At 71.4% G+C, this 11,075-nt stretch carries 10 protein-coding genes and 2 tRNA genes; 2 read left to right on the plus strand and 10 right to left on the minus strand.

Annotated features, from left to right (window positions below; genetic code table 11):
- Positions 1 to 153: 153 nt before the first annotated feature.
- A tRNA-Met gene (locus CCR87_RS09705) sits at positions 154 to 230 on the plus strand.
- A gap of 197 nt (positions 231 to 427) precedes the next feature.
- Here the strand turns inward: CCR87_RS09705 and CCR87_RS09710 are convergent.
- Positions 428 to 823, minus strand: a complete 396-nt coding sequence (locus CCR87_RS09710) for a hypothetical protein (RefSeq protein WP_201157330.1) — start codon at positions 821 to 823, stop codon at positions 428 to 430.
- 339 nt (positions 824 to 1,162) lie between these two features.
- On the opposite strand from CCR87_RS09710, the gene CCR87_RS09715 reads away from it, so the two are divergent.
- A tRNA-Val gene (locus tag CCR87_RS09715) sits at positions 1,163 to 1,237 on the plus strand.
- Between the two features lie 56 nt (positions 1,238 to 1,293).
- Here the strand turns inward: CCR87_RS09715 and lpxB are convergent.
- From lpxB to CCR87_RS09760, 9 genes are all read right to left on the minus strand, one after another.
- A complete protein-coding gene (gene lpxB, locus CCR87_RS09720) occupies positions 1,294 to 2,451 on the minus strand; it encodes a lipid-A-disaccharide synthase (protein ID WP_201157331.1) in 1,158 nt (385 codons plus the stop codon).
- Positions 2,448 to 3,290, minus strand: a complete 843-nt coding sequence (locus CCR87_RS09725) for an LpxI family protein (RefSeq protein WP_201157332.1) — start codon at positions 3,288 to 3,290, stop codon at positions 2,448 to 2,450. The genes lpxB and CCR87_RS09725 overlap by 4 nt, the downstream gene beginning before the upstream one ends.
- Positions 3,287 to 4,084: an acyl-ACP--UDP-N-acetylglucosamine O-acyltransferase gene (gene lpxA, locus CCR87_RS09730; RefSeq protein WP_201157333.1), complete on the minus strand. Its 798-nt coding sequence runs from the start codon at positions 4,082 to 4,084 to the stop codon at positions 3,287 to 3,289. The genes CCR87_RS09725 and lpxA overlap by 4 nt, the downstream gene beginning before the upstream one ends.
- Before the next feature lie 2 nt (positions 4,085 to 4,086).
- A complete protein-coding gene (gene fabZ, locus CCR87_RS09735; protein ID WP_201157334.1) occupies positions 4,087 to 4,563 on the minus strand; it encodes a 3-hydroxyacyl-ACP dehydratase FabZ in 477 nt (158 codons plus the stop codon).
- Positions 4,564 to 4,672: 109 nt separating this feature from the next.
- Positions 4,673 to 5,491 carry an OmpH/Skp family outer membrane protein gene (locus CCR87_RS09740; protein ID WP_201157335.1) on the minus strand — a complete coding sequence of 273 codons (819 nt, stop codon included), beginning with the start codon at positions 5,489 to 5,491 and terminating at the stop codon, positions 4,673 to 4,675.
- On the minus strand, positions 5,491 to 7,815 hold the full coding sequence (gene bamA, locus CCR87_RS09745) for an outer membrane protein assembly factor BamA (RefSeq protein ID WP_242511940.1): 2,325 nt from the start codon (positions 7,813 to 7,815) through the stop codon (positions 5,491 to 5,493). Before bamA ends, CCR87_RS09740 begins: the two co-directional genes overlap by 1 nt.
- Positions 7,816 to 7,899: 84 nt before the next feature.
- Entirely contained in the window at positions 7,900 to 9,228 is a 1,329-nt protein-coding gene (rseP, locus tag CCR87_RS09750) for an RIP metalloprotease RseP (protein ID WP_201157336.1), read from the minus strand.
- Between the two features lie 123 nt (positions 9,229 to 9,351).
- Positions 9,352 to 10,521 carry a 1-deoxy-D-xylulose-5-phosphate reductoisomerase gene (gene dxr, locus CCR87_RS09755; protein WP_201157337.1) on the minus strand — a complete coding sequence of 390 codons (1,170 nt, stop codon included), beginning with the start codon at positions 10,519 to 10,521 and terminating at the stop codon, positions 9,352 to 9,354.
- Between the two features lie 22 nt (positions 10,522 to 10,543).
- A partial coding sequence (locus CCR87_RS09760) for a phosphatidate cytidylyltransferase (protein ID WP_201157338.1) occupies positions 10,544 to 11,075 on the minus strand: 532 nt, incomplete at its 5' end.

Here is an 11,075-nt window from a genome sequence, read left to right on the forward strand (position 1 = left end):
CCCGGAGCAGGCCCGCCCGCCCCGGGGACGCCACGGCCCCGGGCATCAGCCGCACGCCCTGCGTGTCCGCGCGCCGCCTCGGAATTTCGGCTTGACGGCCCCGCCGCACTGGCCTAACTCCCGCCCCGTCACGGGTGCCGCGCGCCCTGACATGGCGGAGTAGCTCAGTTGGTTAGAGCAGCGGAATCATAATCCGCGTGTCGGGGGTTCAAGTCCCTCCTCCGCTACCATCACCTGCCCCGATTCCAATGCAGTTCAGAGGCCTGTGATCCGCGGTGCCGGAGCATTGCCCACGACGCTGACGCGGATCGCCCGGGATTTCGACGGACAACTCCTGCGGCCTGCCGCACCCCTGGCCTTGGCATCCGGCCCGATCTGCCGTGGCCGTGCCAGGATGGTGACGGCGTGTCGAACCGATCACCGAGGCTCATTCCAACCGCGCCAGGTCTGCGACGAACACGGCGGCGTAATCGGGCAACAGGGGTGTCACCGTGGCGGTGCCGATGCGGGATTGCGTGACCAACAGCACCCCGCGCCGCCGGTCGATCTGATAGACGTTGACCACCTCGAGCCCCAGTCCGTTGGTCACCCACCCCATCAGCGTGGAGTCGCCCAGCCGCACAAGGTCGAGGTCGTTTCCGCGGACCATGCCGCCTTCGGCCGTGACACAGATCAGCATGCCATCGGCAAAGCTGTCGGACTTGAAGCGATAACCGCCATCCGCCTGCGCGGTCTGGCCGCGGAAGTTGCTGGCCGTCCAGCACTCGACCGCAGAGGCGGGGGTGGCCAGCGTTGCGGCCATGGCGACAGCGAAACGGATCATCCCTGCACCCTTCGATCTGTGGCAGGCGCCAGCGGAGCGCAGGTCGGCACGGGGCGCAGGCCAGAAACGCAAAGGCGCCACCATGCATCCGGGCGACCTCATGGACGCGCAGCGCGCGGCGCAGGCCTGTGCGCAGGCCCGTGGTGCAGGCGCGATCCGCCGGGGCGCGGATGGCCTCGTCGTGGGCCGGCAAGCTGGCGCTAGCACCGTGCCGCGGGGCGCGTGCCCGGGGCGGGTGGCAGTCATGGCACCGCGCGGTTCCGGGCGCGGCGAACAGGTGACATCTACCGCAGCAAAGGTCTTGCACCCACCGCGACACGGCGCTAACAGACGCGGGCCGGGTGATTAGCTCAGTGGTAGAGCGCTTCGTTCACATCGAAGATGTCGGGGGTTCAAATCCCTCATCACCCACCATACCCTCGGTCCCGATCACAGACAGCGACAGACATCGACGAGGGCGGGCTGGTGCCTCAGCGGTCCAGTGAGGCGAGGATCGAGCGCGCCGCGCGGATCCCCGGTGGCGTGCCGCCACGACCCAGACGCTGCATCGTGGCGGCCATCGCCTCGGTCTGACCCGTGCGCGCGGGGCCGTCGTGCAGCAGCGCCAGCAGCGCGGGCGCAAGCCCGTCGGGGGCGCAGGCGCGGCCCAGATACTCGGGCACGGCGCGTGTTTCGCTCACGAGGTTGACGAGCGTCACCGTGTCCAGCCGCACCAGACGTGACAGCACGAAGCGGGTGATCGGATGCGCGTCCCAGCCGATCACCATCGGAACCCCCGCCGCCGCCAGATCGAGCGACACCGTCCCCGAGGCCGCCAGCGCCGCGCGACCGCTGGAAAACGCTGCGCGCACCTGCGACGGGGGCGTCGGCCCGGCCTCCACCACCACCGGTGCGCCGGGCCAACTGACGGCCATGGCGCGGACCTCGGTCGCGACGGTGGGCACGGTGGGCACCACGACCCGCAGGTCGGGGCGCGCCGCCAGGACCCGGCCGAGGGTGGCACCGAACACCGGCCCCATCCGCGCCACCTCGCCCCGGCGCGATCCGGGCAGCGCCAGCACGATATCCGCGCCGCCAAGGCCGTGGGCCGCGCGGAAGGCGGCGATGTCGGCGGCATCGGGCTGCGGCACCGCCGCGATGGGGTGGCCGACGAAATCGCACGTCATGCCCGCGGCCTGCATCAGCGGCGGTTCGAACGGCAGCAGCGCCAGGACATGGTCGACCACCTGGGCCATCCTGGCCGCCCGCCCCGGCCGCCATGCCCAGACCGAGGGCGCGACATAGTGCACCGTGCGCTGGGTCGGGCGCGCGGCCCGCACGCGGCGGGCCACGCGCAGGCCGAAATCCGGGCTGTCGATCGTCACCACCACATCCGGTGCGGCGGCGATGGCCGCGTCGGCGGTCAGGATCATGCGCCGGCGCAGGGCGCGATAGCGCGGCAGCACCTCGGCCAGCCCCATGACGCTGAGCTCGTGCATGGGAAACAGGCTCTCCAGCCCCTCGGCCGCCATGCCAGCGCCACCGACGCCCAGGAACTGCACCTGCGGCGCCTCGGCCCGCAGGCCGGCCATCAGCGCGGCCCCCAGCGCGTCGCCCGACGGCTCACCGGCCACGAGGAAGACCTTCACCCCTCCGGTCCCCGCGCCCACAGGAACAGGCCCGCCGCATCGGCCTGCGCCACCGCCTCCGCCCGGTCGAGGAGCAGCACACCCCCCGCCTCGAAGGCGATGCCCGCCAGACCCGCGCGCGCGGCGCCCGCCACCGTGCCCGGCCCGAGCGCCGGCAGGTCGATGCGACGATCCTGGCCAGGCTTGGGGGCCTTGAACAGCACACCCGCACGCCCCGCCCCGCGCAGCGCCTCCGGCAGGGTGGCCACCTGCGCCAGCATCGCGTCGGTGCCCGGCAGGGCCTCCACCGCAAGGCACAGGCCACGGGCCACGATCGCGCCCTGCCCCACGTCCACCGCGCCGAGTGCTGCCACGATCTCCGCCGCCCGCACGGTATCGCGTTGCGCGGCGGCATCGGGGTGAACCGTGCCCAGCACACCCGGCGCAGGCAACAGCGCGGGCGCCAGATCGGCGGTGCCCGCGATCTCGAAGCCTTCCTCCTCGAACAGCGCGAGGACGGCGCGCAGGGTGGCGTCATCGCCCGCCTGCATCGCCGCGACCAGGCGTGGCACCAGCTGCGCGGTGCGCGAATCGAACCGTTCGGGGTTCAGGCGCGGCCGCGTCGTCGCCCCGGCAAAGGCCACCCGCCGCACACCCAGATCATGCAGACGGTCAAAGAACGGCACCAGCCGCTCGACCTCCAGCGCCTCCTGCGCACGGCCGTCCAGCCCGTCGGGCGAGGTCCCGGCGAGGGTGGCGATGACCGGGTCCTCGCCCGCCGCCTCCAGCGCCGCCACGATCCGCGCGGGCAGCGCGCCGCGCCCGGCGATCACGGCGGTACGGCCTGCGGACCCGCTCATCGCGGCGCCAGGAACTGACGGTCGCTGGCCTCCAGGATGAAATGCGCCATTTCGCGCACCATCGCGCTGTCGGTCCCGGCCGAGAGCGCCCGGGCGCGATCCGCCAGCGCGCCTTCGCCGCGCGCCAGCGTCGCATAGGCGGCGCGCAGCGCCGCGATCTCGGCGCGCGGCACGCCACGCCGGCGCAGGCCCACCAGGTTCAGCCCCTCCAGCGTCCCGCGCGGCCCCTGCACAAGGCCGAAGGGCATCACGTCATGGGCCACCATCGTGACCGCCCCGATGATCGCCCCACGTCCGATCCGCACGAACTGGTGAATGCCGGACATGCCGCCGATGATGACATCGTCGCCGACCACCACATGGCCCGCCAGCGCAACCTGATTGGCCAGGATCACCCGGTCGCCCACCCGCGCATCGTGGCCCACATGCGCGCCCGTCATGATCAGGCAGTCGTCGCCCACCTGCGTGATCCCGCCGCCGCCCACGGTGCCGGTGTTCAGCGTCGCGCCCTCGCGGATGCGGCAGCGGGCGCCGACCACCAGCCGAGTCCGCTCGCCCCGGTACTTCAGGTCCTGCGGCACCTCGCCCACAGTGGCAAAGGGAAAGACGACCGTGTCGGCGCCGATCTCGGTCTGGCCGGTGATGACGGCGTGGCTCTTCACCTCCACGCGCTCGGCCAGGGTCACCTCGGCGCCGATCACCGAGAACGGGCCGATGACGGCCCCCGCGCCGATGCGCGCGCCCTGCTCGACCACGGCCGAGGGATGGATGCGGGGGGCGTCGGTGCTGTCCATGCTCAGCGGCCGCGACGATCGATCATGGCGGAATAGCTGGCCTGGGCCACCAGCTTGCCCTCCACCATGGCGCGGCTGTCGAATTTCCAGATGTCGCCGCGCCGCCGGGTGACCGCGACGTGCAGTTCCAGCACGTCACCGGGCGTGACCATGCGGCGGAACTTGGCTTCCTCGATGGACATGAAATAGACCAGCGGCTCCTTGTCCACCAGATCCAGCGTCAGCCCCACCATCACCGCCGAGGTCTGCGCCATCGCCTCCACGATCAAGACGCCGGGCATGATCGGGGCGGCCGGAAAATGGCCCGGGAAATGCGGCTCGTTGACGGTGACGTTCTTGATGCCGACGGCGCTGGTGCCGGCGACGATGTCGCGCACCCGGTCGATCAGCAGGAACGGATAGCGGTGCGGGATGATGCGCTGGATCAGCGCGACATCGGCACTCGCGGGGATCTCGGCGGTGGTGGGGGTTTCGGTCATCGCGCCTTTCCCTGGATGATATCGGCGCGCGCGCGGCGGCACCGGGGGCCGGTGTGTTTCGGTGCAGCGGGGTACCAGCCCCACCCGACCTGCGCAAGGCACAGGGCCGTCACTCGGGCAGCCCGGTCCCCGGGGGGGCAGCTTCGGGCAGACCGGTTCCGGGCGGCGCGATCTCGGGCAGGGCCGCGCCCGGCGGCGCAGTCTCCGGGGCAGCAGTCCCCGGGGGGACAGTTCCCGGGGGGGCAGTCTCGGGTGGCGCGGATCCCGGCAGCGCGGGAACGGGCAGGTCCAGCGGCGCGCCCACCGCCGCCCCGTCCCCCGAGGGGACAGGCCCCGGCATGGCCTGCGGCACGCGCTCGGGCACCTCGTGCGTTCCCAGCACCGCATCGAGCCGCACAAGCACCCGGTCGGTGATGTCGACCTCGTCCAGCGCCAGCACGATCGCCCGGCTGTCCAGCACCACCACCGCCCCCGAGGCCGCCACGACCTCGGCCACCACCGGCACCGCCGCCTCGAAGAAGCGCAGCCGCTGGGCGTCGCGGAAGGCGGCGATGGCGCGGCCACGCCCCTCCTGACGGCGGCGGATCGCCTGGACGCGAGCGTCGAAGGCCTCGGCCAGCGTGCGGAACTCGGCCGGAGGAAGCTGCGTGCGGCGCTCGGTCAACGCCCGCTCCTCACGCGCGAGGTCCTCCTCCAGCGCGCGGTTTTCCTCGGTCAGGGCGCGGGCCGAACGCTCCACCGCCGCCGCGACGGCCCGCCCGAACGCGGACTCCGCAAACAGACGTTCCTGATCGAGGGTGACCACCGCGGCCATCCCCGTCCCCAGCGCAAACTGCGTTCCGGGCAATTGCGCGGCAGCCCCGCCCGCGCCGACGGCAAGCCCCGCCAGCGCAAGGACCGCCGCGAAACCCCGGCGGCGGGGGCGCATCAGAACCGGCTCTGGATCGTCAGGTCGAAGTTCTGGGTGCGGTCGAACGCCTTGGTCTGCACCGGGCGCGAGAAGTTGAACCGCAACGGTCCCAGCGGCGTGTCCCAGAAGATCGACACCCCGGCCACAGCCCGCAGGCTGCGCGAGTCGTCAACCCCGCTGCAATCCACCCCCGACGGGCAGCTGATCCCCCAGGACGAGCCGACGTCGAAGAACACCCCGCCCGCGATCCCGTATTCCTCGGGCAGGCCGAGGGGGAAGTCCGCCTCCATCCGCGCCACGGCGAAATAGTTCGCCCCCAGACCGTCCTGATCGACCGAGGACAGATCACGCGGACCGGCGCCGGCGGGCCGGAAGCCGCGCATCCGGTCACTCAGCTCGAAGCGCTCGGTCACGCGGCTGCGGCCGCTGAGCATGGTGATAGCGCCTGCCTCGAGCTCGGCGCGCAGGGTGACGTCGTCGCCAAAGACCCGACGCTCGACCACCCCCAGCGCCGTGGAGCGCAGATACTTGCGGTCGCCCCCCAGCCCCGCGATCTCCTGATCGAGGCGGACAAGCACACCGAAGTCCGGCGACAGCTCCGAGCGGCGCGTGTCATAGACATAGCGCAGCCCCACCCCGCTGGTGGTGGTGCGTCCGTCATCGGCGCGCAGCACCGGCGACACCTCGTCGCGGAAGTCGCGCACCTCGTCCCCGCGCAGGAAGTAGCGCAGCGTCATCCGGCCAAAGGGGCTGACGGGGAACCCGATGGAGGGGCTGACCTGTGCCTGCCGCGTGCTGAAGTTGGCCCAGGACTGCACATCGGTCTCGCGGTAGAACAGCGACAGCCCGCCCGAAATCTCGCCGTCGCGCAGGCGCGGTTCGACGAAGTCGAGGTTGAACTCGCGGCTGCCGCGGGTGGTGTTGAACGCCAGCGTCAGCTCCTGCCCACGGCCGAGGAAGTTGGTCTCAGAGAAGGTCAGCGCACCGCCCAGCCGTTCGGCCCGCGAGAAGCTGACCCCGAAGCCGAGGCTGCCGGTCGTCGTCTCCTCCACGTTCACGTCGACCACGACCTGGTCGGGCGCCGAGCCCTGGCGGCCGTCCACCTGCACGTCGCTGAAGAACCCCAGCGCACGGATGCGCTCGGCCGCCTCGCGCAGCTCGCGCGGGTTCAGCGGGTCGCCCTCGGCGATGCGGAATTCGCGCCGCACCACCCGGTCGAGGGTGGAGACATTGCCCTGCACGTCGATCCGCTCGACAAAGATGCGCTCGCCGGTGACGAGGACGAAGTCGATGTCCACGGTCTGGTTGCGCTCGTTACGGGTCACGCGCGGGTCGACGCGGGCAAAGCGCAGGCCGCGGTCGCTGGCCTGCCGCTCCATCCGGGCGATCGTCGCCTCCACCACGGTGGGGGAAAACACCACGCCCGGGCGCACGCGGACGTAGCCCTCGAAGTCGGCCGCCTCCACGCCCGCGATCTCGCTGGAGACGCTGACATTGCCGACGCGGTACTGCTGGCCCTCGCGGATGGTGAAGGTGACGAAGAAGGCGTCCCCCTCGCGGCTGATCTCCGAGGCGACATTCAGCACCTCGAAGTCGATGTAGCCGCGCGCAAGGTAGAAGTCCTGCAACAGCGCGCGGTCAAGCTCCACCCGCCCCTCCAGAAAGGTGTCGGTGCGCACGAAGGTGCGCAGCAGACCCGCCTGGGTGGTGGACAGCACGCGCCGCAGCCGACGGTCAGTGAAGGCGCGGTTGCCGACGAAGGACAGCCGCTCGATCTCCACCGTGGCGCCTTCGCGGATCTCGAACACCAGGTCCAGCCGGTTGCCGGACCGCTCGATGATGCGCGGCGTCACCTCGGCGGCAAAGCGGCCGCCCTGGCGGTACACTTCGGCGATGGCCGCGGCGTCCTGCTCGGCCTGGGCTGCGGAGAACACCCGCCGCGCCCGCGACGTGGTGACCCCGCGCAGCACGTCGTCGTCGACGCGGCGGTTGCCCTCGAAGCTGATGACGTTGATCACGGGATTTTCGCGCACGGTGATGACCAGCGTGCCGCCGCGCGGATCGAAGGACACATCCTCGAACAGGCCCGAATTCACGACCCGCTGGAACGCCGCGTTCAGCGCGCCCGCGCTGATGGTCTCACCCTGCGGGATGCCGGCAAATCCGGCGATGACCGACGGATCGACCCGCTCGTTACCCTGCACCTGGATGGCGGCAAAGCGGTAGTCCTGCGCCATGGCCGCAATCGGCATGGCCACCGCAAGAAGCGCCCCCAGAACCAACGTCCGGGCGGTACGAACCGCCACCCCGCGTCCCATGCCGACGCCGCCCTTGTCACCCATGCCCACGGTCCTGCCCTGCCGGTTCGTTTGACCGACTGCCTAGCGGGAACAGGGGGCCATGTCAAAACGGGAAAGGCGCAGTGCTCAAGGACAGAACAGATCGTTGCCGATCGCAAACACCATCAGCGTCAGGATCATCGCCAACCCCACCGCCATCAGCAGCTGAAGTGCGCGATCGCTGGGGGGCCGGCCGGTGATCGCCTCGTAGGCGTGGAACACCAGATGCCCGCCATCGAGCACCGGCACCGGGAACAGGTTGATCAACCCCACCGCCGTCGACAGCACCGCGATGAACCAGATGAACGACGCCAGCCCGTCCGACGCCATCGCGCCCGACGTCTCGGCGATGCCGATGGGGCCGCGCAGGTTGCACGAGGAAATCGCCCCGGTGATCATGTGGTAAAGCCCCGACAGGCTGGTCCGGGCGATGAAGACTGTCCGCTCCACCCCGATCCCCAGCGCCTCCAGCGGGCCGGGGCGGCGGGTCTCGGTGTCGAAGACCATGGCGCCGGTCACGCCCAGGAGCCAGCGCTGCTCGAAGCCGCCATCGGCGGTCGGCAGGTCCTGGGCGCGGGCGGCGACGGTGATCTCGAAGGTCTCTCCGGCGCGCCACACCTCCAGCTGGACCGGGGTGCCGCCGCTCTCGGCCACGCGCTCGCGCAGTTCGCGGAAGGCGGCGATCGGGGTGCCGTCGACCGACAGCACCAGATCGCCCGGCGCCAGCCCCGCATCGCGCGCCGCCGACTGCGGCTGCACCGTGCCCGCAAGCGGCGGGAACGGATAGGGGCCGGAGACCTCGCGCAGGGTGCCGTCGCGCTCCACGGTGTAGCGCACGATGTCCTGGGGCGGCATCTCGTCGATGACGCGCATGAAGCTGGCGGTGTCGGGGGTGTCGGTGCCATCGACCGCAAGGATGGTGTCGCCGGGGCGCAGCTCGGTCGCGGCGACGGTGGGCAGGTCCTTCAGCGTGCCGACGACGGGGCGATCCACCGCCACCCCGCCAACCATGAAGTACCCCGCAAACACCAGAATCGAGAGGGCAAAGTTGAACAGCGGTCCTGCCGCCACCGTGGCCGAGCGCGCCCATAGCGGCGCGCCGTGCATCGTGCTGCGCGGGTCGACGCCCGCCCCCGCGCGCCCCCGCACCGACGCCGCATCCCCGTCGCCCAGAAACTTGACATAGCCCCCGAACGGCAACGCCGCGACCTGCCAGCGGGTCCCGCGCCGGTCCACCCGCGAAAACAGCACCGGGCCGAAGCCGATGGAGAACACCTCCGCCTCGATCCCCGACCAGCGGCCGACGATGTAATGGCCGTATTCATGCACCGCCACGATCACCGACAGCGCGACCACGAACGCCGCGATGGTGAAGGCAAGGTTGCCGAAGCCGGGCAGCAGGCCGAGAATGTCCAAGGGGGTCGCCTTTCAGGTTCATGTGCCCGCGCACGGGCCGATATGGGCGGCGGCATCTGCGCCGGGCTGGGTGCAGGGCTGAGCGCCAGCCTGCTGGCCAGCCTGTACGCCAGCCTGCGGGCGTCAGCCCCGCGCGGCGATAATCTCGCGCGCCGTCCTCCGCGCGAGATGGTCCATGTCCAGGACGCAATCAAGGCTGTCTGGATCAGATGTGAGCGCCCCGCCCAGCCGCGCAAGTGTGTCCTGCGTGACCTCGGCCATGGCGAGAAAGCCCAGCCGCCCCTCCAGAAAGGCGTCGAGCGCAGTCTCCTTGGCGGCGTTGAAGGCGGCCCCCGACAGCCCCCGTGTCCGCATCACCGCGCGCGCCAGCGCCAGCGCGGGAAAGCGCACCTCGTCGGGGGCCTCGAAGGTCAGCTGCGCGATGGCCGCAAGATCGAGCCGCGCCACCGGCACCTCGCGCCGCCCGGGCCAGTTCAGCGCATAGCCGATGGCGTGGCGCATGTCCGCAGGCCCCATGTGCGCCATCAGCCCGCCATCGCTGAAGCCCACCAGCGCATGCACGATGGACTGGGGGTGGACGACCGCCTCGATCCTGGCGGGATCCACGCCGAAATACTCTCGCGTTTCAATCAGTTCCAGCGCCTTGTTGAACATGCTCGCACTGTCGATGGAGATCCGGAGCCCCATCGACCAGTTCGGATGCGCGCGCGCCTCGGCCACCGTCGCCGCCGCAAGCCGCGCCAGCGGCCAGTCACGGAACGGCCCGCCCGAGGCGGTGATGATGATCCGCTCCACCGCCGCCATGTCCTCGCCCACCAGTGCCTGGAACACCGCGGAATGTTCGCTGTCAACCGGCAGGATGGTGGCCCCGTGGCGGGCGGCCTCGGCCATCAGAAGCGGCCCGGCGGCCACCAGGCTTTCCTTGTTGGCCAGCGCCAGCGTGCCGCCATGGCGCAACGCACGGAACCCCGGCGCCAGACCCGCGGCGCCCACGATGGCCGACATGGTCCAGTCGGCGGGGCGGTCGGCGGCCTCCAGCAACGCCGCGCGACCCGCGGCGACGGCGATGCCGCTGCCCGCCAGCGCATCCTTCAACTCGGCATACAGGTCATCCTCGCTGGTGACCGCGACCTCGGCACGCAGGGCACGCGCCTGTTCGGCCAGTCGCGCGATGTTGCGCCCGCCGGTCAGCGCGACGGTGCGATAGGCCTCCGCACCGCCCTGCCGGGCGATCAGGTCGACCGTGTTGACCCCGATGGAGCCGGTGGCCCCGAAGATGCTGATCGACCGCATGCGTGTTCCCTGTTCCCGCGCCTCAGGCCACAAGGCCCGTCAACAGCGCAATCCATGCCACCAGCGCCGCCGCCAGCATCGCGTCGAACCGATCCGCCAGCCCGCCGTGTCCGGGGATCAGCTGCGAGCTGTCCTTGACCCCGGCGCGGCGCTTGAGCGCGCTTTCGGCAATGTCACCGCCCTGCCCGGCCGCGGCCACCACCACCGACAGCGCGACCAGCGCGCCGCCCGCGCCCAGCGGTCCGGCAAAGGCCGCGCCCACGCCGGCCGCCGCGATCCAGCCAGCGACCGTGCCCGACCATGTCTTCTTCGGGCTGACGCTGGGCCAGAACTTCGGCCCGCCGACCACGCGCCCGATGAAATATCCCGCCACATCCGAGGCGATCACCACCGCGATCAGCCAGCCCATCCAGACAAAGCCCAGCCCGTCGCGCAGCAAGCCAAAGCCATGCAGCCCCAGAACCGTCAGCGCAAGGTAACCGGCCACCAGCTGCGACAGCCCGTCCGCCCCCTCGCGCCAGATCACCCGGCCCCACAGCGCCAGCCCCGCCGGC

This window comes from Rhodobaculum claviforme, from assembly GCF_016653255.1.
Taxonomy (GTDB): Bacteria; Pseudomonadota; Alphaproteobacteria; order Rhodobacterales; family Rhodobacteraceae; genus Rhodobaculum; species Rhodobaculum claviforme.

Bases quoted from the DNA above. Each gene is read 5' to 3' on its own strand.
- bamA (WP_242511940.1), bottom strand. From the start codon at position 7,815: ATGGGTGACAAGGGCGGCGTCGGCATGGGACGCGGGGTGGCGGTTCGT.
- dxr (WP_201157337.1), bottom strand. From the start codon at position 10,521: ATGCGGTCGATCAGCATCTTCGGGGCCACCGGCTCCATCGGGGTCAAC.
- CCR87_RS09725 (WP_201157332.1), bottom strand. From the start codon at position 3,290: ATGAGCGGGTCCGCAGGCCGTACCGCCGTGATCGCCGGGCGCGGCGCG.
- CCR87_RS09740 (WP_201157335.1), bottom strand. From the start codon at position 5,491: ATGCGCCCCCGCCGCCGGGGTTTCGCGGCGGTCCTTGCGCTGGCGGGG.
- fabZ (WP_201157334.1), bottom strand. From the start codon at position 4,563: ATGACCGAAACCCCCACCACCGCCGAGATCCCCGCGAGTGCCGATGTC.
- CCR87_RS09710 (WP_201157330.1), bottom strand. From the start codon at position 823: ATGATCCGTTTCGCTGTCGCCATGGCCGCAACGCTGGCCACCCCCGCC.
- lpxA (WP_201157333.1), bottom strand. From the start codon at position 4,084: ATGGACAGCACCGACGCCCCCCGCATCCATCCCTCGGCCGTGGTCGAG.